The sequence below is a fragment of the Bacillus sp. R86525 genome (genome assembly GCF_042466195.1).
In the GTDB taxonomy this organism is placed as follows: domain Bacteria; phylum Bacillota; class Bacilli; order Bacillales; family Bacillaceae_G; genus Bacillus_A; species Bacillus_A nitratireducens.
The window spans coordinates 1,496,854-1,515,522 of sequence record NZ_JAXHPX010000007.1 but is presented as its reverse complement, the minus strand read 5'-3'; the positions used below and the strand labels follow the sequence as shown (position 1 = coordinate 1,515,522).

25 protein-coding genes are annotated in these 18,669 nt (G+C 36.3%); 8 read left to right on the top strand and 17 right to left on the bottom strand.

The window, feature by feature from the left end; translation table 11 throughout:
• Positions 1-230: 230 nt before the first annotated feature.
• Positions 231-686, bottom strand: coding sequence for a PNPOx family protein (locus tag SJY24_RS10525; protein WP_377864597.1), 456 nt, complete (start codon positions 684-686; stop codon positions 231-233).
• Between the two features lie 145 nt (positions 687-831).
• Between SJY24_RS10525 and SJY24_RS10520 the strand changes: the two genes are divergently transcribed.
• Positions 832-1,032 (top strand): YlaI family protein, encoded by a 201-nt coding sequence (locus SJY24_RS10520; protein WP_002094429.1) that lies wholly within the window; start codon positions 832-834, stop codon positions 1,030-1,032.
• Between the two features lie 35 nt (positions 1,033-1,067).
• Here the strand turns inward: SJY24_RS10520 and SJY24_RS10515 are convergent, their stop codons facing one another.
• From SJY24_RS10515 to typA, 3 genes are all read right to left on the bottom strand, one after another.
• Complete coding sequence (locus SJY24_RS10515) at positions 1,068-1,343, bottom strand: hypothetical protein (protein WP_002033723.1); 276 nt, start codon at positions 1,341-1,343, stop codon at positions 1,068-1,070.
• Positions 1,344-1,357: 14 nt separating this feature from the next.
• Positions 1,358-1,660 (bottom strand): YlaH-like family protein, encoded by a 303-nt coding sequence (locus SJY24_RS10510; protein WP_098235792.1) that lies wholly within the window; start codon positions 1,658-1,660, stop codon positions 1,358-1,360.
• Positions 1,661-1,818: 158 nt separating this feature from the next.
• A complete protein-coding gene (gene typA, locus SJY24_RS10505) occupies positions 1,819-3,663 on the bottom strand; it encodes a translational GTPase TypA (protein WP_377864596.1) in 1,845 nt (614 codons plus the stop codon).
• 140 nt (positions 3,664-3,803) lie between these two features.
• Here typA and SJY24_RS10500 point away from each other — a divergent pair, with 140 nt between their 5' ends.
• The gene (locus SJY24_RS10500; RefSeq protein WP_000400129.1) at positions 3,804-3,983 is read left to right on the top strand and encodes a DUF5325 family protein; all 180 of its coding nucleotides are present in this window, start codon (positions 3,804-3,806) and stop codon (positions 3,981-3,983) included.
• A gap of 45 nt (positions 3,984-4,028) precedes the next feature.
• Here the strand turns inward: SJY24_RS10500 and SJY24_RS10495 are convergent, their stop codons facing one another.
• Positions 4,029-4,820, bottom strand: a complete 792-nt coding sequence (locus tag SJY24_RS10495) for an inositol monophosphatase family protein (RefSeq protein WP_377864595.1) — start codon at positions 4,818-4,820, stop codon at positions 4,029-4,031.
• Between the two features lie 88 nt (positions 4,821-4,908).
• Positions 4,909-5,097 (bottom strand): hypothetical protein, encoded by a 189-nt coding sequence (locus tag SJY24_RS10490; RefSeq protein WP_001250167.1) that lies wholly within the window; start codon positions 5,095-5,097, stop codon positions 4,909-4,911.
• Positions 5,098-5,302: 205 nt separating this feature from the next.
• Here SJY24_RS10490 and SJY24_RS10485 point away from each other — a divergent pair, with 205 nt between their 5' ends.
• Positions 5,303-5,929, top strand: coding sequence for a YktB family protein (locus SJY24_RS10485; protein WP_377864594.1), 627 nt, complete (start codon positions 5,303-5,305; stop codon positions 5,927-5,929).
• Positions 5,930-6,017: 88 nt separating this feature from the next.
• On the opposite strand, the gene SJY24_RS10480 is transcribed toward SJY24_RS10485, so the two are convergent.
• A complete protein-coding gene (locus tag SJY24_RS10480) occupies positions 6,018-6,287 on the bottom strand; it encodes a UPF0223 family protein (RefSeq protein ID WP_377864593.1) in 270 nt (89 codons plus the stop codon).
• 383 nt (positions 6,288-6,670) lie between these two features.
• Here SJY24_RS10480 and speA point away from each other — a divergent pair, with 383 nt between their 5' ends.
• On the top strand, positions 6,671-8,143 hold the full coding sequence (gene speA, locus SJY24_RS10475) for an arginine decarboxylase (protein ID WP_377864592.1): 1,473 nt from the start codon (positions 6,671-6,673) through the stop codon (positions 8,141-8,143).
• 75 nt (positions 8,144-8,218) lie between these two features.
• Complete coding sequence (locus SJY24_RS10470) at positions 8,219-9,049, top strand: protein-glutamine gamma-glutamyltransferase (protein ID WP_377864591.1); 831 nt, start codon at positions 8,219-8,221, stop codon at positions 9,047-9,049.
• A 37-nt stretch (positions 9,050-9,086) separates the two neighbouring features.
• Here the strand turns inward: SJY24_RS10470 and SJY24_RS10465 are convergent, their stop codons facing one another.
• From SJY24_RS10465 to SJY24_RS10450, 4 genes are all read right to left on the bottom strand, one after another.
• Positions 9,087-9,215 carry a GapA-binding peptide SR1P gene (locus tag SJY24_RS10465; protein ID WP_000536797.1) on the bottom strand — a complete coding sequence of 43 codons (129 nt, stop codon included), beginning with the start codon at positions 9,213-9,215 and terminating at the stop codon, positions 9,087-9,089.
• Between the two features lie 45 nt (positions 9,216-9,260).
• Positions 9,261-9,389: a GapA-binding peptide SR1P gene (locus SJY24_RS10460; RefSeq protein ID WP_377864590.1), complete on the bottom strand. Its 129-nt coding sequence runs from the start codon at positions 9,387-9,389 to the stop codon at positions 9,261-9,263.
• Between the two features lie 59 nt (positions 9,390-9,448).
• Entirely contained in the window at positions 9,449-9,577 is a 129-nt protein-coding gene (locus SJY24_RS10455) for a GapA-binding peptide SR1P (protein WP_000536778.1), read from the bottom strand.
• A gap of 196 nt (positions 9,578-9,773) precedes the next feature.
• Positions 9,774-10,070 (bottom strand): DUF3055 domain-containing protein, encoded by a 297-nt coding sequence (locus SJY24_RS10450; protein WP_000462037.1) that lies wholly within the window; start codon positions 10,068-10,070, stop codon positions 9,774-9,776.
• A 135-nt stretch (positions 10,071-10,205) separates the two neighbouring features.
• On the opposite strand from SJY24_RS10450, the gene SJY24_RS10445 reads away from it, so the two are divergent.
• Positions 10,206-10,598, top strand: coding sequence for a DUF1885 family protein (locus tag SJY24_RS10445; RefSeq protein WP_098765134.1), 393 nt, complete (start codon positions 10,206-10,208; stop codon positions 10,596-10,598).
• Between the two features lies 1 nt (position 10,599).
• On the opposite strand, the gene SJY24_RS10440 is transcribed toward SJY24_RS10445, so the two are convergent.
• The 5 genes from SJY24_RS10440 to pdhA all read right to left on the bottom strand — a co-directional run bounded on the left by SJY24_RS10440 (position 10,600) and on the right by pdhA (position 15,957).
• On the bottom strand, positions 10,600-10,827 hold the full coding sequence (locus tag SJY24_RS10440; protein WP_001221349.1) for a hypothetical protein: 228 nt from the start codon (positions 10,825-10,827) through the stop codon (positions 10,600-10,602).
• Positions 10,828-11,059: 232 nt separating this feature from the next.
• Positions 11,060-12,472 (bottom strand): dihydrolipoyl dehydrogenase, encoded by a 1,413-nt coding sequence (gene lpdA / locus SJY24_RS10435; RefSeq protein ID WP_061678278.1) that lies wholly within the window; start codon positions 12,470-12,472, stop codon positions 11,060-11,062.
• 5 nt (positions 12,473-12,477) lie between these two features.
• Complete coding sequence (gene pdhC / locus SJY24_RS10430) at positions 12,478-13,767, bottom strand: pyruvate dehydrogenase complex dihydrolipoyllysine-residue acetyltransferase (protein ID WP_000863416.1); 1,290 nt, start codon at positions 13,765-13,767, stop codon at positions 12,478-12,480.
• A 93-nt stretch (positions 13,768-13,860) separates the two neighbouring features.
• Positions 13,861-14,838, bottom strand: coding sequence for a pyruvate dehydrogenase complex E1 component subunit beta (gene pdhB / locus SJY24_RS10425; protein WP_000068162.1), 978 nt, complete (start codon positions 14,836-14,838; stop codon positions 13,861-13,863).
• Positions 14,839-14,841: 3 nt separating this feature from the next.
• Positions 14,842-15,957 (bottom strand): pyruvate dehydrogenase E1 component subunit alpha, encoded by a 1,116-nt coding sequence (pdhA, locus tag SJY24_RS10420; RefSeq protein ID WP_000536893.1) that lies wholly within the window; start codon positions 15,955-15,957, stop codon positions 14,842-14,844.
• A 513-nt stretch (positions 15,958-16,470) separates the two neighbouring features.
• Between pdhA and SJY24_RS10415 the strand changes: the two genes are divergently transcribed.
• Together SJY24_RS10415 and def are read left to right on the top strand one after the other, a co-directional pair.
• Positions 16,471-16,620: a YjcZ family sporulation protein gene (locus tag SJY24_RS10415; protein WP_000274565.1), complete on the top strand. Its 150-nt coding sequence runs from the start codon at positions 16,471-16,473 to the stop codon at positions 16,618-16,620.
• A 163-nt stretch (positions 16,621-16,783) separates the two neighbouring features.
• Positions 16,784-17,338 carry a peptide deformylase gene (gene def / locus SJY24_RS10410; protein WP_377864589.1) on the top strand — a complete coding sequence of 185 codons (555 nt, stop codon included), beginning with the start codon at positions 16,784-16,786 and terminating at the stop codon, positions 17,336-17,338.
• 62 nt (positions 17,339-17,400) lie between these two features.
• Here the strand turns inward: def and SJY24_RS10405 are convergent, their stop codons facing one another.
• Positions 17,401-18,174 carry a Cof-type HAD-IIB family hydrolase gene (locus SJY24_RS10405; RefSeq protein ID WP_097830873.1) on the bottom strand — a complete coding sequence of 258 codons (774 nt, stop codon included), beginning with the start codon at positions 18,172-18,174 and terminating at the stop codon, positions 17,401-17,403.
• Positions 18,175-18,669 lie beyond the last annotated feature (495 nt).

Below are 18,669 nucleotides of genomic sequence, written 5' to 3'. Positions count from 1 at the left end.
TCCACTTTTAAATTTGTAGAACAAGGGTTTCATCCATAAAATATGGACGAACCATTGTTATAATTATATGTAACGTATAAACGAGGTAGAATCGAAATTCATAGAAATTAAACCTTTTCTTTATTTTTTATTCATTTCTATTCAATATATTACTTTTAATTATTATTTTTCACATTAAATCACAATACTCGATTACAAAAGTTAATGAACGACTTTCCTATTCATCCCATTTATAATTCTTTCATTCCTACCAACACTTGATTATCCAGCTTTTTCGCAGCTCGAAGATCATATGTTTTTTCATATACTGGTTCTGTAGCAAGTTTCGCTCCATAAAACATAACATCACGAACTTCTTGCACATTCACTTCTATTACAGCTAATTTTAGAGGAATCCCTTCCATTCTATCTGTTAAAATCTCACCTTCACCACATATGGAAAATACGGATTCATTCGCCATTATAGTCAATACTACCCCTGTACTATGCCGTATATTTTCCACAATACGTGAGCGTTGATCTACCGCAAATCGAATACTAGTTTCACTCACTGCATATACCCAAGAAATAGCACTTACGTTAGGAATTTGTTTTTCGAAATCTGTCGTTGCTACCATAACGATACACTCTTTACGTAACGATTGTACTAAATCATCTGTCAATGTAGGCTCTACTACATTCGCCATATCTCCACCTCCAAATAATCTTTCTATATCCCTATCATAACTTATTTTTCGAATTGCGAAAATATTATTTTTTCCCGCTATTATTCAAAAACATTATGCTTCCATGATATACTTATACTGATAGAATTCGTATTGAGGTGACGAAATGAGAGTCAGATGTATGATTTGTGATAAAAAAGATATGTTAGATGACGAAAATCCTATGGCAAAAAAACTGCGTAATCGCCCTATTCATACATATATGTGCATGGAATGTACGGAACGCATTGCAGAGCGTACTATGGAACGCCATGCAAGTGGTAATTTCCGATTATATCGTGATAAAAAAGTAGAAGACGATTGGTAAACCGTAAATAAGTCCTTAATCATATAGATAAGGACTTATTTGTATTTTTCTGGTTCACGATTCATCTGATCCAAAAAACAATCAATTGCTTCTACTGGAAATCTTGCACATCTTATTTCTCCATCAATTTCATATGTAATTAAATACATTTCCTCGTTCTTTTCCACTTCTACATTTCGTAATTTATGCTCTTCATATATCATATTTCGAAATAATACATACGTTTCTTGTGCAGCGCTATCATCTGGACGCGCTTCCGCAACAGTTTTAATTGTTAACCAATTATATAGTGCATCTTGTACCGAGCGCATGAAACTCCCCCTTTTCACCCTGCTTTTTGTTGTTTCGCTTGACGTAAACGCAATCTATAAATTCCAAGTACAATCGCCGCTACAACGAGCCCCTCTCCAACTGGTAGAAAAACTGCAAAGAAAGTTAATACCGTGCATCCAATTGCTAAAGATATGTATATTACTATATTTTTTAGCACTGATAGCTTCCTTGCAAATCCTAAATTATATACAAGTGCACTCAATATAATAATTGTTCCATAAAGTAACCACATCCCTAGTTCTGGATTTCCATCAACTTTGCACAATTTCGCGAAAAATGACATTCTTTCTAACACTATCTTTCCTCCCTTCTCATAAAAACAAATTTTCTTTATGTACTTAATACAAGAGTAACTCGCAAAAAAAATACTGTCCACAAAAAAGAATAAATATTCTAAAAATAAACAAAATAAAAAAACAACTACCTTTTATAAAGGTAGTTGTTTTTTTATTTTTACGCTTCTACAGATTTCTTTTTCTTAGCAGCTCTTTCGCGCTCACTCTTATCAAGAATCTTTTTACGTAGACGAATTGATTCTGGAGTTACTTCACAGAACTCGTCATCGTTTAAGTACTCTAATGACTCTTCTAAAGTCATTAAGCGTGGTTTTTTCATTGTTGAAGTTTGATCTTTCGTTGCAGAACGAATGTTCGTTTGTTGTTTCATTTTTACAACGTTAACTGTTAAATCATTCTCACGTGTATGTTCTCCAACAATCATACCAGCATATACTTCTGTACCTGGTTCAACGAAGATTACACCGCGATCTTCAACTTGCATAATACCGTATTGTGATGCTTTTCCTGCTTCAAGTGAAACTAGAACACCTTGACGACGTCCACCCACTTGTCCAGCATGTACTGGTTGGTAGCAATCGAATGTGTGGTTTAAAATACCGTAACCACGAGTTAATGTTAAGAATTCTGTTGTGTAACCAATTAAACCACGTGCTGGAACCATGAAAGTAAGGCGAACTTGACCGTTTCCGTTATTCACCATATCTAACATTTCACCTTTACGTGCACCCATAGATTCCATAATAGAACCTGTGTATTCTTCAGGCACATCGATTTGCACGCGCTCTACAGGCTCACATCTTACGCCATCAACTTCTTTAATAATTACTTCAGGCTTAGATACTTGTAGTTCATAACCTTCACGACGCATGTTTTCAATTAAGATAGATAAATGTAATTCTCCGCGTCCAGATACGATCCATGCATCAGGAGAATCTGTATTATCTACACGCAAACTTACATCTGTTTCTAATTGTGAACGAAGACGCTCTTCAATTTTACGAGATGTAATGAATTTACCTTCACGACCTGCAAATGGGCTGTTATTTACAAGGAATGTCATTTGTAATGTTGGCTCATCGATACGTAATAATGGTAAAGCCTCTTCATGCTCAACCGGACATACCGTTTCACCTACGTTAATGTCTTCCATACCTGAAACAGCTACTAAATCTCCAGCTTTTGCTTCTTCAATTTCTTGTCGTTTTAATCCAATATAACCAAATAATTTAGTTACACGGAATTGTTTTACAGTTCCGTCAACCTTCATTAATGCAACTTGTTGTCCTACTTTCATTGTACCACGGAATATACGTCCAACCCCGATACGACCAACATAGTCATTGTAATCAAGAAGCGCTACTTGGAATTGAAGTGGCTCTTCGCTGTTATCAACTGGTGCTGGAATATGTTCAATGATTGTGTCAAACAATGATTTCATATTCTCTTCTTGGTTTGCTGGATTTGAATCTAAGCTTGCTGTTCCGTTCATTGCTGATGCAAATACAACCGGGAACTCTAATTGATCTTCGTTTGCACCAAGTTCGATGAATAAGTCAACTACTTCATCAACTACTTCATCAGGGCGAGCGAAGTCACGGTCAATTTTGTTTACAACAACGATTGGCGTTAAGTTTTGCTCAAGAGCTTTCTTTAAAACAAATCGTGTTTGTGGCATACAACCTTCATATGCATCAACAACAAGCAGAACACCATCAACCATTTTCATGATACGTTCTACTTCTCCACCGAAGTCAGCGTGACCAGGTGTATCTAAAATGTTAATTCGTTTATCTTCATAGTGAATCGCAGTATTTTTTGCTAAAATTGTAATACCGCGTTCTCTTTCTAGATCATTCGAATCCATTGCACGTTCTTCAACGTGTTCGTTTGCACGGAAAGTCCCCGCTTGACGTAATAACTGGTCAACAAGTGTTGTTTTACCATGGTCAACGTGGGCAATAATTGCTATATTTCGTAAATCTTGTCGTTTTTTCAACATGTCCAACTCCTAATGTCTTTTTAATCCTTCTCTATTATAAGAGCGAAGGGGATACTATGGCAATCAAAATAAAATCAAGAATGAAAATATAGTTGTATTCTTACTTTTGTGAAAGTAAAATGAGATTGGAGGGTGAAGAAATGGAACACATTCAATATCGCTTTTTATTAACTGCAATTATCGGTGTTATTTTCTTAATCGGTATCGGCATTATGGTTGCTGAAAATAGTCCCATTGGTATTATTATTTGCATTATCGGCACATTTGTTACAGTTGGATACGGTTTTGTAACAAAAAGAAAAATGCGTAAATCGCAATAACGTTAAAAAGTAAGAAGCTTCTTTTATAGCCTCTTACTTTTTTTGTTACTGCGATACAAATAGGAATACCTCTTCGTATACTCCTGGTTTTGCAACTAACACACTGCTCTTCTCTATGATAGAAAGAGGAGTTCCAGAGAAGGTTGTCACTCTCCCGCCAACTTCTTCTACAATAATCTGTCCCCCGCCAAAGTCCCATGGCGATAAACGTGGTGTTACATACGCATCTAATCTTCCCGTTGCAACATATACCATTTCTAGCGCAGCACAACCATAAGACCTCGTTCCTCTCGCTTTCTTAACAAGCCTCATCATTTTTTTCGTATTCAGCAATGGATTATCAGTAAGCCATATCGCATTTAGAGCTATAATTCCCTGCTCTATTGTTCCTTCTTCTAGCATGGGAATAGGTAAATCATTACAAAAGGCCCCTTCTCCCTTTACCGCATGATATAATTCATCATGAACTGGATCATAAATAAGGCCAATTTTTCCGATACCGTTCTCATAAATTCCAATTGAGATTGCGAAATTTCTTTTTTGGTGAACAAAGTTCATCGTGCCGTCAATTGGATCAATTAACCAAACAACCCCATTAGAAGAAGTGATTTCATCTCCATAGCCTTCTTCTCCTAAAATATTATGGGCCGGGAATGTTTCTTTAATTCTCCCAATTAAAAACCGCTCCGTCTCTCGATCCATGTTTGTTACTAAATCCGCTGCATTAGATTTTGTTTCTATAATAAGTGCTTTTTTCAGCGATCCCATTAAACGTTCTCCCGCTTCTCGAATCCACTGTTTTGCGTGTGTATCAATATCTTTCCATATCTCGTGCATGTTTAAACACTCCGATCTATACTGTTCACAGAAAAAACGAACCCTTTATAAGGTTCGCACCAACTAATTTTTTATTCATATACTATTATTACGCTTCTAAACGAATCATTTCAAGTCTTAACACTTCTAATTTTTCTACGCACTCTTCTTTTTTCTGTTTGTCATTCTCCATCATTGCATCATATAAAGTTGCTAATTCATAATCTAGCTCCAAACGTAGCACCGGAATTCTTTTTTCAGCATCTGTTCTCTTTAACGCATTAATCACCTGTCTCATATTATTTGCCTCCTCCCAATATTCGTTTGCCCTCGGACTAGAATTGATTCAATTTTCTGATTTTTTGTTTTATACTATACTATGTTGGATAAATCATCTATGCAACAAAATTATATTTTTTTATTAAAATTTTTTTGTGCTGTTTTTTTTATGAATAGTACAAGCTATGCTAAAATAAAACAAAATAGGAGTTGGAGGAACAATCATGCCACTACAAACATTCACATCAACTGATTTTGAAGTTTTTACTGTTGATGGTCTTGAAGAACGAATGAGCGCAATTAAAACGAATATTCATCCTAAGCTAGAAGCTTTAGGGGAACAGTTTGCAGAATACTTATCAAAACAAACCGATGAAAACTTTTTCTACCATGTAGCCAAACACGCACGCCGCAAAGTCAATCCACCAAACGATACTTGGGTTGCTTTTTCAACAAATAAACGTGGATATAAAATGTTACCACATTTTCAAATTGGTTTATGGGGTACTCACGCTTTCATATACTTTGGTTTAATCTATGAGTGTCCACAAAAAGTGGAGACGGCTCACGCCTTCTTAGAACACTTAAATGATTTAAAAACGAATATTCCAAATGACTTCGTTTGGTCCATTGACCATACTAAACCAGGTGTAAAATTACATAAAACGCTTGAAACGGAAGACTTACAAAAGATGATTGAACGTTTAGCTACTGTGAAAAAAGCAGAATTATTAGTTGGTATTCATATATCACCAGAGGAGTTTTCAGCAATGGCCAACGAACAATTCCTTGCTAAGATTGAATCTACGATGCAATCACTCCTTCCTTTATATGCGATTTCTAATCGATAAATCGATAGTAGAAAACGGACAATTTATATTGTCCGTTTTTAGTTGTTATCACATTATAGCACTTTGTATTTTAATTTTCAAAATATTTTTACATTTTTACAATCTTTTTTTCCGCTACCTCTTTTGCCTTTTGAATCGCACGATATATAGAATAGCCACTTACTTCTTGAAATTCTTTATCAATTTTTTTCTCCGCTGCCTTCGATGGCACAATTTCTTTAAAACGACGATATAATTCCATCAGGTCTTCTCTCAAAACTCCTTTTTCATATACCTTTTCAATCGTTTCATAAAACTTTACAACAGCTACCATTTCTTCATTTGACCAATCGTAATCAAGTGGATATTGATATTCCATTTTTGCACCTCATTCAGTATTCTTTCTTTTTCCATTATGCTACCTTTAAAAGAACCTTTTATTCTTCACTATAGCCACTCTGCATTATACACCATTTATCCATTTCAATGGAATTGTCTTCCTCTTTGCGGTATTTAAAATATAACTATTAAACATACTCACCTTGAAAATAAGATTTTTCTATACATCTATAATTATTGGTGATATAATGCTTTTGTTTTATAGAAAGTAAAGTGAGACTACCATCCCCAAAAAGGCTTTTGTGAATGGCAGGAAAACAAGTCACGTTCTAAAAGTTAGTCATCTTAAATCCCTTTTAGAATGAGATGAAATTATATAAAACAAATTCTAATAAATATTACGAAGAAGAAGGGGTGTATAGATTGTCCCAATACGAAACACCATTGTTTACCGCTTTAGTTGAGCACAGTAAGCGAAATCCAGTTCAATTCCATATTCCAGGTCATAAAAAAGGACAGGGCATGGATCCAACATTTCGCGAATTTATTGGGCATAATGCATTAGCAATTGATTTAATTAACATTGCGCCACTCGATGATTTACATCATCCAAAAGGTATGATTAAAGAAGCTCAGGATTTAGCCGCCGCTGCTTTCGGTGCAGATCATACTTTCTTTTCCATTCAAGGTACAAGTGGTGCAATTATGACAATGGTGATGAGCGTTTGCGGCCCTGGCGATAAAATCCTCGTGCCACGAAACGTGCATAAATCTGTAATGTCAGCTATTATTTTCTCAGGTGCAAAACCGATTTTCATGCATCCTGAGATTGATCCGAAGCTTGGTATTTCACACGGGATCACAATGCAGTCTGTCAAAAAAGCTCTCGAAGAGCACTCAGATGCGAAAGGCTTACTTGTTATTAACCCAACATACTTTGGGTTTGCTGCAGATTTAGAACAGATTGTAAAATTAGCTCATTCTTATGATATTCCTGTACTTGTTGATGAGGCTCACGGTGTTCATATCCATTTTCATGATGAACTACCAATCTCGGCTATGCAAGCAGGTGCAGATATGGCAGCAACAAGTGTTCACAAATTAGGAGGGTCTTTAACCCAAAGCTCTATTCTTAATGTAAAAGAAGGCCTTGTGAACGTAAAGCATGTCCAATCCATTATTAGCATGCTTACGACAACATCAACTTCTTACATTTTGTTAGCATCCCTTGATGTTGCTAGAAAACGTCTTGCTACAGAAGGAAAAGTTCTCATAGAACAAACAATAAAATTAGCTGAACATGTTCGTGATGCTATTAATGCTATTGAGCATCTTTATTGTCCTGGAAAAGAAATGCTAGGAACAGATGCTACTTTTAACTATGATCCTACAAAGATAATTATATCTGTAAAAGATTTAGGTATTACTGGCCATGAGGCTGAAGTATGGCTTAGAGAACATTACAACATTGAAGTAGAACTCTCTGATCTATATAACATACTTTGTCTTATCACTTTTGGAGATACCGAAAGTGAAACTGATACACTTATCACAGCATTACAAGATTTAGCAACAACATACAGAAATAGAGTAGATACAGGTGTTCAAGTACAAGTAGACATTCCAGAAATACCTGTGCTAGCACTTTCTCCTAGAGATGCTTTTTATTCAGAGACGGAAGTCATTCCGTTTGAAAACGCAGCAGGTCGCATAATAGCTGATTTTGTTATGGTTTATCCGCCAGGGATTCCAATCTTTACTCCGGGGGAAATTATTACACAAGAAAACTTAGAGTATATTCGTAAAAATTTAGAAGCAGGGTTACCTGTACAAGGACCCGAAGATATGACGTTACAAACATTACGTGTTATTAAAGAGTACAAGCCTATCAGTTGATAGGCTTTTCTTTCACCTTTTTTTCCTTTTCTCATACGATATTAAAGAATGTAACGTATAGGTGGGGATACTATTATGATTGTAATAGGCCGTTCTATTGTACATCCTTATATCACAAATGAATATGAGCCATTTGCAGCTGAGAAACAACAAATTTTATCCATTATGGCAGGAAATCAAGAAGTTTATTCCTTCCGAACAGCTGATGAACTCAGCTTTGATCTTAATTTGCGAGTTAATATTATTACTTCCGCGCTAGAACTTTTTCAAAGTGGCTTTCAGTTTCGTACATTTCAACAATCTTTTTGCAACACTAAGTTTTGGGAAAGAACATCACTTGGTGGATTTAAGCTACTTCCAAACATACCGCCTTCCATTGCCATCCAAGATATTTTCAAAAACGGAAAACTATATGGAACTGAATGCGCAACCGCTATGATAATTATTTTTTACAAAGCATTACTATCATTGTACGAGGAAGAAACTTTCAACCGACTATTTGCAAACCTTTTACTTTATACATGGGACTATGATCATGATTTAAAGCTCATAACAAAAACGGGTGGCGATCTTGTTCCAGGCGATCTCGTTTACTTTAAAAATCCACAAGTGAATCCAGCTACAATCGAGTGGCAAGGAGAAAACACAATCTATTTAGGAAATTTCTTTTTTTACGGGCATGGCGTAGGTGTAAAAACAAAAGAGGAAATTATCTACTCATTAAATGAACGACGAGTCCCTTATGCATTTATTTCGGCTTTCTTGACTGATACTATTACTCGTATCGATAGTCGTACTATGAGCCACTACAGTTCGCCTAGCACACCACAAACATCAATAGGATTTATTCCAATTAGAGATGATGCAATCGTTGCAACAGTCGGACATACAACTACAGTCTATTAAAAAAACGCCTACATGTGTAGGCGTTTTTTCTTCATTATTAAGCTTTTGAGTGTTCCTTTTGGTCACATTCGCAATGAGATCCACATTTCCCGTAAAGTACTGTTGATTTTTCATCTTCAAAATGTCCGATTGTTCCTTCACATACTTGGCATACGATTGTTCCCATTTTTCATTTCCCCCTGAGTTTTAATAATAATCTACTTATTTATAATTAAGCTTTCGCATTGTCTCTTTTAGCACATTCACAATTTGTACCACATTTTCCGTAAAGCACTGTCGTTTTTTCATCTTCAAAATGTCCGATCGTTCCTTCACATACTTGGCATACGATTGTTCCCATTTTTCATTTCCCCCTAAGTTTATGGTCCTAAAAACTTTTAGCTGTCCATTTCCTATCAATTATTGGGCTTTTGTATGCTCTGTGTGATCACATCCGCAAGATCCACATTTCCCGTAAAGTACCGTTACTTTCTCATCTTCAAAGTGTGCAATTGTACCTTCACAATCTTGACATACGATTGTTCCCATTTTTCATTTCCCCCTAAGTTTATAATCCCAAAAACTTTTTGTAACCGCTTAACTTTCTGTTTTTATTTTAATATGTTATACTTTTTACGTCAATAGGTTTTTAGTATAACACATTAAATATTTTTAAATTAAATTAGTATGCGATATTAACACAAAAAAACAGTCATATCTCATACGTACGACTGTTTCTTGTTAATTATTCTTCATACTCCGCATGCAAAGAAGTAGACGGAACAAGAAATTTAAAAAACTGAGCTAACTCCTCTGCCTCCTCTTCCGACCCTAACTTAAAAGTTTCTTGTATATAAGGAACATTTTCCACATCATCTCGTCCAAGCAAAGTAGATCTCCCTGTTTGCATACAAACAATAAGTGGCTTTCCAAAAAACATATTTGTATAAATAACTCCAAAATCATAACGTGTATCATGCGTCATAAATCCTAAAAATCGTACCTTCACACTTTCATGCTCATCATACAATTTTTCAAACATCAGTTTCCACCTTTCTCAATAACACTTCCTACTCAATAATATATTAAACAAAAAAAGTAATACTCCTTTTAATTGTCAAAAAATTCAGTAGGATGTAGAATGATATTATTCTACTAAACTAGGGGGTAAATTTGTATGCAACACGCCTTTATTACACTTGTACCTAAATCCAATCAACAATCTGTTTCAATAGAGGATGTCAAACATCTGTTTCATAACTATAAAACCGTTACTTCCAAGACTGGTGATCAAATTAATTACGCCTATACAAATACAGCTTTTCCTTATGAAATATTAGATACATCAGCAACAACATTAAAACTCCAATCGAGTCACGACCGATATAATTCTATTTATGTGGGGATTGGAATAGAAAAGGAACAATCTTTCATACAGATTTCTTTACCCACCACAGCAACATTTGGCGATAAAGGAAAAGCAAATGAATTTAGCCGTTTTCTAGCGAAGAAATTGGAAGGAGAGTTACAATTATTTAATGGAAGAACAATGTATTTCTATAAACGTTAATTTAAAAAATTGAGAATATGATTAAAAAAAGTATGCAATTTGAACACGTAAGGAATAATGCCTGCTTCCTTGCGTGTAATACAAAACATGCAATTACATATGCCAAATAAAGAAATACGAAAAAGAGAATTACTTTATAATGAAACTTATCACCATTCGATAATGTTAATACAATGGAAAAACCACTCCATAATAGAAAATGATAAAATATAACATGTAATATTCTCATGGAACCTTCTCCTTTGACATGCCCTATTTTATTAATATATGGGATTAAGTTTGAATCAATTACATATTATATGAAAGTATATATACTGCTTTTGGATTAACGTATGTTCTAACGATTCATTTAAAGTATTATATATATTCATTCGACAAGTACATATAAAGACCTTGCACGCCATTATATTAAAAATAACCCATCTCTTTAAATAAGAGATGGGTTATTTACATTACTTAAATTATTTTACAATGTGAATTGGCATTCCAAGAGCAACCTCAGCTGCTTCCATTGTGATTTCACCTAATGTTGGGTGAGCGTGGATTGTTTGAGCGATATCTTCTGCTGTCATTCCAGCTTCGATAGCTAAACCAATCTCAGAGATAATATCAGAAGCGCCTGCACCTGCAACTTGTGCACCTACAAGAAGACCATCTTCTTTACGTGTTACAAGTTGTAAGAAACCGTCAGTGCTGTTTAATGATAACGCACGACCGTTTGCAGCGAATGGGAACTTAGATACAGCTACTGTCATTCCTGCTTCTTCAGCTTGTTTCTTAGTGTAACCAACAGATGCTAATTCTGGATCAGTGAAGCATACTGCAGGAATTCCGATGTAATCGATAGCTGATGCATGGCCACTAATTGCTTCAACAGCTACTTTACCTTCGTAAGAAGCTTTGTGAGCTAATGGTGGTCCAGGAACGATATCACCGATTGCATAGATGTTTGGTACGTTTGTACGACATTGCTCATCGATTTCGATGATGCCGCGGTCAGTCATTTTAACTCCAACTTGCTCAAGACCAATTTCTTGAGTGTTTGGACGACGACCTACAGTTACTAATACGTAATCTGCTTCTACAGTTTGGATTTCACCTTTAACTTCAAAGCTAACTTTTACGCCAGTTTCTGTTTCTTCAACGCCTTTAGCCATAGCTTTTGTATGGATATTTACGTTACCTTTCTTTTGAAGAGCACGTTTAACAACAGAGCTCATTGCTTTTTCGAAACCAGCTAAGATTTCGTCGCCAGCTTCTACTACAGTAACTTCTGTACCGAAGTTAGCATATGCAGTACCTAATTCCATACCGATGTAACCGCCGCCGATTACAACAAGTTTTTTAGGAATTTCAGGTAAGCTTAAAGCGCCTGTAGAGTTGATAACACGTTTAGAGTATTTGAATCCAGGAATTTCGATTGGTGTAGAACCAGTTGCAAGAACAGCATTTTTAAACGTATAAGTTTGTGCTGCATCTTCAGTCATTACGCGTAATGTGTTAGCATCTACGAAGTAAGCTTCACCGCGAATGATTTCAACTTTGTTACCTTTAAGAAGGCCTTCAACACCGCCAGTTAATTTCTTAACTACGCCGTTTTTCCATTCTTGAACTTTTGTAAAGTCAACTTTTACGTTCTCTGCAGTAATACCCATGTCATCAGAATGCATTGCATTCTCATAACGGTGACCTGCATTGATTAACGCTTTTGAAGGAATACATCCAACGTTTAAGCATACGCCACCAAGGTTAGCTTTTTCAATGATTGCTACCTTTTGACCTAATTGTGCTGCACGAATTGCCGCAACGTATCCACCAGGACCTGCACCAACAACGACTGTATCTAATTCAATTGGGAAATCTCCTACTACCATTGTTATTACGCCTCCATTACTAATAATTGTGGGTCATTCAATAGACGTTTAATTTGGTTTAATGCTTTTTGAGCAGTTGCGCCGTCAATTAAACGATGGTCAAAGCTTAGAGATAATGCTAATACTGGAGCTGCAACGATTTCACCATTTTTCACAACTGGTTTCTCAGCGATACGGCCGATACCAAGGATTGCTACTTCTGGGTGATTGATAACTGGAGTGAACCATTGTCCACCTGCAGAACCAATGTTTGTAATTGTGCAAGAAGCACCTTTCATTTCAGCTGGAGCTAAACGTCCGTCACGTGCTTTACCAGCAAGTTCATTGATCTCGTTAGAGATAGTAAAGATAGATTTACGATCTGTATCTTTAACAACTGGTACTAATAGACCTTTGTCTGTATCAGCTGCGATACCGATGTTGAAGTAATGTTTATGAACGATTTCTTGAGAAGCATCGTCTAAAGCAGTATTCAACATTGGGAATTCACGTAATGCAGATGTTAAAGCTTTTACAACGTATGGAAGGTAAGTTAATTTAATACCTTTGTCAGCTGCAACAGCTTTGAACTTCTTACGGTGAGCAACAAGTTCTGTTACATCTACTTCGTCCATTAATGTTACGTGAGGAGCTGTATGCTTAGAGTTAACCATTGCTTTCGCAATCGCTTTACGGATACCACTCATTTTCTCACGAGTTTCTGGATATTCACCAGCTGGGATTGGTTGTGCTTTTGGTGCTTCTTCTTTCGCTGCTGCTGGAGTAGCTTCTACTGCTGCTGGAGCCTCAGTTGCTGCTACAGTTTGTCCACCATTTGCAAATGCATCGATGTCAGTTTTCACAACGCGGCCGTTCTTACCAGAACCAGCTACTTTATGAATATCTACACCTTTTTCACGAGCATATTTACGAACAGATGGCATAGCGATTACACGCTCATTTACTACTTCTGCAGTTGCTGCTGGAGTAGCTTCCGCTGCTGGAGCTTCTACTGCTGCTTCTTCAGCTTTTGGAGCTTCATCATGATCGTCACCTTTAAATTTAAGGTTTTCGTATCCAGGAGCATCAAATTTAATTAATGTATCTCCTACAATTGCAACTGTTCCTTCTTCTACAAGTACTTCAAGTACTTTACCTTTAACAGGAGAAGGGATTTCTACTACTGCTTTATCATTTTGTACTTCAAGAAGTACATCGTCTTCGTTTACTTCGTCACCTGGTTTAATAAACCATTTTACGATTTCACCTTCGTGGATACCTTCACCGATATCTGGTAGTTTAAATTCAAATGCCACGGAATTCAGCCCCCTGATTCATTTCATTATTATGGAATATGTACAAAAGAAACCAGCATGTGCTGATTTCTTTTGCACATGAAAAACTAAAAATTAGAAGTTCATTACTTTGTTAACAGCTTCAACAATATCTTTATGGTTTGGTAACCATACGCTCTCAGCTTGAGAGAATGGGAATACTGTATCAGCAGCTGCAACACGTACAACTGGAGCTTCTAAGTTTAAGATTGCACGGTCGTTAATTTCCGCTACAACGTTAGCTGCAATACCAGCTTGTTTTTGAGCTTCTTGAACTACAACTACGCGGCCTGTTTTTTCAACAGAAGCGATGATTGTTTCGATATCTAATGGTTGAACTGTACGTAAGTCAACAACCTCTAAAGAGATACCTTCTTTTTCAAGTTCTTCAGCAGCTTTTAATGCAGCATGAACCATAGCACCATAAGCGATAACAGATACATCTGTACCTTCACGTTTGATATCAGCTTTACCTAAATCAATTGTGTAATCGCCTTCTGGTACATCTTGACGGAATGAACGGTACAATTTCATATGCTCTAAGTAGATAACTGGATCGTTGTCACGAATCGCAGAGATTAAAAGACCTTTTGCATCGTATGGAGTAGATGGAATAACAACTTTTAGACCAGGTTGTTGTGCCACTAATCCTTCTAAGCTATCAGCATGTAGTTCAGGAGTATGAACACCACCACCGAATGGAGAACGAATTGTTACTGGAGCAGTCCAACGTCCACCAGAACGGTAACGCATACGAGCTAATTGACCAGAAACTGAATCCATTACTTCATAAATGAAACCGAAGAATTGGATTTCTGGAACTGGACGGAAACCTTCAAGTGCAAGTCCAACTGCAAGTCCACCAATACCAGACTCTGCAAGTGGAGTATCCATTACACGATCTTCACCGAATTCAGCTTGTAAACCTTCAGTAGCACGGAATACTCCGCCGTTTACACCAACGTCTTCACCAAACACAAGTACGTTAGGATCATTTTTCATTTCAACGCGTAAAGCATCAGTGATTGCTTGAATCATTGTCATTTGAGCCATGGCTTACTTCGACTCCTTTTCTTTGTAAATTTCATATTGTTCAGCTAAGTTGTAAGGCATTTTTTCGTACATGATTTCCATTAAATCAGTAACTTTTTGTTTTGGAGCTTGGTCAGCCTTAGCAATTGCTTGTTTGATATCTTCTTTTGCTTCTTCGATTACTTTCTCTTCAACTTCTTGAGACCATAGGCCTTTGTTTTCTAAGAATGCACGGAAGCGTACGATTGGATCTTTTTGTTCCCATTCGTTTTCGATATCTTTTGTACGGTAACGAGTTGGGTCATCACCAGCCATTGTATGTGGACCATAACGGAATGTTAAAGTCTCGATTAAAGTAGGGCCTTCGCCGTTTACTGCGCGCTCACGAGCGAAAGCAGTTGCTGCGTATACAGCTAATGGATCCATACCGTCTACTTGAATTCCGTAAATACCTGCTGCTACTGCTTTTTGTGCTACAGTTTTAGCTGCAGATTGCTTTTCTACTGGAGTAGAGATTGCATAACGGTTGTTTTGTACAACGAAGATTGCTGGAGCTTTGAATGCACCCGCAAAGTTCATACCTTCGTAGAAGTCACCTTGTGAAGCACCACCGTCACCAGTGTAAGTAATTGCAACAGATTTTTTACCACGTAATTTCATACCTAACGCAACACCAGCAGTTTGGATGATTTGCGCACCGATAATGATCTGTGGAGCAAGTGCATTTACATTCTCAGGCATTTGGTTACCCATGAAATGTCCACGAGAGAATAAGAATGCTTGGTATAATGGTAGACCGTGCCACACTAATTGTGGAACGTCACGATATCCTGGTAAGATGAAATCTTCTGCTTCAAGTGCGAAATGACTTGCTAATTGAGAAGCCTCTTGTCCAGCAGTTGGTGCGTAGAAACCTAAACGTCCTTGACGGTTTAAAGAAATAGAACGTTGATCTAGTACGCGAGTATACACCATACGGCGCATTAATTCTTTTAATTGATCATCAGATAATTCAGGCATAGCTGCTTCATTCACAACTTCGCCTTTTTCATTTAAAATTTGTAATGTTTCAAATTGAGCTGCGATAGCTTTCATTTGCTCATCAACATTAAATAGGGTCTTTTTTGTTTTAGTACCCATTCCGTTCACCTCTTCCTCTCTTGAACCATATTCTGAAACGCTTTCACTACCTATTAGCTAGACTGAAAACGCAACAATGTAAACCAACAAATTTGTTTGTCGGTTGAGAATAATTTTGTGTACCTAACAATCTGTACTAATGTTTTTTCAAAAACATATTAATACAATCTTGATCACGTTTTTTAGTTTACAACTATTCTAATTACGATGTCAATTACTTTGAATACGTTTTTTTATAAATAATATGCAGGTTTCCTCTACACAAACGTGTTTTTATTTTTCACATCTGTATTAGTAAGCAATAACCTACTGTTATATTATTCCCTTTTTAACTTATTTTTTCTCTTAGAATAATATGTAAACGATTTAATTCTCTTTAGTTTTTCTCTCTTCTCAATAAAATTATACAAACACTTCTTCCTTTTATAGGTAAATATCTATACATTTCTAACCCTTCTTCCATACATTATTGTAACCGCAGTATTAGCGGGAAATGATAAAGGAGGTCATCTCATGTACGGATACTCATATTGCTATCCAACAACTTGTTCATATCCTTCCTACGGTTATGGCGGTTCTTGTGGCGGGTCTGGACGCGGCTTCGCCTTAATCGTTGTGTTGTTTATCCTTTTAATTATCGTTGGTGCTGCTTGCATTCGCTAATGTAAAATGAAACAACTATGGAAAGAAACAGACGGCTTTGCCGTCTTTTCTTTTTTTTATATAACTTATCTATAGAAGATTTGTTTCCAAGTAGCCCTTCCTTACTTGCCGATGACTTTTTTTATCTCCTTTGGTAGACTAAAGAAGAAAGGAGAGATTACATATGCTTACAATGAATGAGGTAATTCGTGAAGGAAATCCGATTTTGCGCGAAGTTGCAGAAGAGGTCTCCTTACCTGCTAGCGAGGAAGATACAAATACCCTTAAAGAAATGATTGAATTTGTAATAAATAGCCAGGACCCTGAAATGGCTGAAAAATATAATTTACGCCCCGGAATCGGATTAGCAGCTCCGCAAATCGGTATTTCAAAGAAAATGATTGCGGTTCATGTAGCTGATACGAACGGTACGTTATATAGCTACGCATTATTTAATCCAAAAATCATTAGTCATTCTGTTGAATGTACATATTTACAAAATGGTGAAGGTTGTCTATCTGTAGATCGTGAAGTACCTGGTTATGTCCCTCGTTACACAAGAATTACAGTAAAAGCAACGACTATTAATGGCGAAGACGTAAAACTGCGATTAAAAGGTTTACCAGCAATTGTATTCCAACATGAAATAGACCATTTAAACGGCGTTATGTTCTATGACCATATTAATAAAGACAATCCATTTGCGGCTCCCGATGATTCAAAACCTCTAGAGCGATAATAATAAAAAGGCGGAAGTTAACCTTCCGCCTTTTTATTATCTGAAATGGGTTCCATATTCACTTATAACAATCCAGCCCATTTTAACCCATGATATATACCGTCTTCACTTACATCGTTTGTCACATGATTTGCAAGTTTTTTCAAGTCTTCATGACCATTTCCCATCACAATACCTGTGCCTACTGCTTCAATCATTTCTAAATCGTTTAAGCCATCCCCAAACGCATACACTTGTTCACGGTTAAATCCTAATTTTTCAATGAACTTCTCAATCCCTTTTGCCTTAGAACCACCATTTGGAATGATGTCCATTGAATACGCATGCCAACGAATAAAATGAAAATCTGGATACTGATTAATGAACTTTTCCTCTTCATTTACTTCACAGAAAAGAAGCGTTTGATAAATATCACGTTTCTCATAAAAATCAGGTTCATATGCCGGATGATCAAATTGCAAGCTTCCAAAACCTTCTTTTACATAATCATGATATTCCACTGACGCTCTCATCTCTTGATGGTCAAGATATACAAGTGGGTATCCTTCTTGTTTTGCAAACTGGGTAAACTTATGTAGAGCCGCTGGGTGTAACGGATTATTAAATATTGTCTCACCTTCAAATACAACGTACTGTCCATTAAAACTAACATAATTATGTATATTGAGTTCCTTACGAATATCTTCAAACATAAATGGTGCACGCCCTGTTGCAATCGCTACGTGCACACCTTTTTCTTGTAAATCTTTTACTGCATCACGTGTAGATTGCGGAATTTTTTTATCATGATCTAATAATGTTCCATCAATATCAAAAAAAACAATTTTATCATTCATTTGTCAAAATCCTTTCTGGCACTCTATATTCCTATTTTGATTATCACTTTTCAAATTTCAAAAAAAAGTATAACATATTAAACATCTGTGAAGAAAGCGTTCACTTTCTGACCTTATTTATGAAATATGCATATAATATTAGGAAAAAAATGTGGATACTTGTTCGGATGAATTTTCTTTTCTATTCTTCCTCATACTATATCTATAACTAACGGCTACTAATCGTTACTACAGGATAACTTACACTATACTAAAAAGAACAAGATTCACTATTCACTTCTAATCTTCTTTCTTGTACGGGAGACGGAGTTATCATTAGTAACATGCATGTTTAAAATAAGGAAAGGAAGGAGTAATCATGCTGAAGAAGCTGAAGAAAAAGCTCAAGCGTTATTTAAACGATTTAGTCCGTAAGAAGACAATCGCTTAAATTGTGCCCATTTCGGGCTTTTTCTTCATTCTCGTTCGAAAAAACATGAAAATCATGACTGTTTG

Bases quoted from the DNA above. Each gene is read 5' to 3' on its own strand.
- SJY24_RS10525 (WP_377864597.1), bottom strand. From the start codon at position 686: ATGGCGAATGTAGTAGAGCCTACATTGACAGATGATTTAGTACAATCG.
- SJY24_RS10520 (WP_002094429.1), top strand. From the start codon at position 832: ATGAGAGTCAGATGTATGATTTGTGATAAAAAAGATATGTTAGATGAC.
- SJY24_RS10515 (WP_002033723.1), bottom strand. From the start codon at position 1,343: ATGCGCTCGGTACAAGATGCACTATATAATTGGTTAACAATTAAAACT.
- typA (WP_377864596.1), bottom strand. From the start codon at position 3,663: ATGTTGAAAAAACGACAAGATTTACGAAATATAGCAATTATTGCCCAC.
- SJY24_RS10500 (WP_000400129.1), top strand. From the start codon at position 3,804: ATGGAACACATTCAATATCGCTTTTTATTAACTGCAATTATCGGTGTT.
- SJY24_RS10495 (WP_377864595.1), bottom strand. From the start codon at position 4,820: ATGCACGAGATATGGAAAGATATTGATACACACGCAAAACAGTGGATT.
- SJY24_RS10490 (WP_001250167.1), bottom strand. From the start codon at position 5,097: ATGAGACAGGTGATTAATGCGTTAAAGAGAACAGATGCTGAAAAAAGA.
- SJY24_RS10485 (WP_377864594.1), top strand. From the start codon at position 5,303: ATGCCACTACAAACATTCACATCAACTGATTTTGAAGTTTTTACTGTT.
- SJY24_RS10480 (WP_377864593.1), bottom strand. From the start codon at position 6,287: ATGGAATATCAATATCCACTTGATTACGATTGGTCAAATGAAGAAATG.
- SJY24_RS10470 (WP_377864591.1), top strand. From the start codon at position 8,219: ATGATTGTAATAGGCCGTTCTATTGTACATCCTTATATCACAAATGAA.
- SJY24_RS10465 (WP_000536797.1), bottom strand. From the start codon at position 9,215: ATGGGAACAATCGTATGCCAAGTATGTGAAGGAACAATCGGACATTTT.
- SJY24_RS10460 (WP_377864590.1), bottom strand. From the start codon at position 9,389: ATGGGAACAATCGTATGCCAAGTATGTGAAGGAACGATCGGACATTTT.
- SJY24_RS10455 (WP_000536778.1), bottom strand. From the start codon at position 9,577: ATGGGAACAATCGTATGTCAAGATTGTGAAGGTACAATTGCACACTTT.
- SJY24_RS10450 (WP_000462037.1), bottom strand. From the start codon at position 10,070: ATGTTTGAAAAATTGTATGATGAGCATGAAAGTGTGAAGGTACGATTT.
- SJY24_RS10445 (WP_098765134.1), top strand. From the start codon at position 10,206: ATGCAACACGCCTTTATTACACTTGTACCTAAATCCAATCAACAATCT.
- SJY24_RS10440 (WP_001221349.1), bottom strand. From the start codon at position 10,827: ATGAGAATATTACATGTTATATTTTATCATTTTCTATTATGGAGTGGT.
- lpdA (WP_061678278.1), bottom strand. From the start codon at position 12,472: ATGGTAGTAGGAGATTTCCCAATTGAATTAGATACAGTCGTTGTTGGT.
- pdhB (WP_000068162.1), bottom strand. From the start codon at position 14,838: ATGGCTCAAATGACAATGATTCAAGCAATCACTGATGCTTTACGCGTT.
- pdhA (WP_000536893.1), bottom strand. From the start codon at position 15,957: ATGGGTACTAAAACAAAAAAGACCCTATTTAATGTTGATGAGCAAATG.
- SJY24_RS10415 (WP_000274565.1), top strand. From the start codon at position 16,471: ATGTACGGATACTCATATTGCTATCCAACAACTTGTTCATATCCTTCC.
- def (WP_377864589.1), top strand. From the start codon at position 16,784: ATGCTTACAATGAATGAGGTAATTCGTGAAGGAAATCCGATTTTGCGC.
- SJY24_RS10405 (WP_097830873.1), bottom strand. From the start codon at position 18,174: ATGAATGATAAAATTGTTTTTTTTGATATTGATGGAACATTATTAGAT.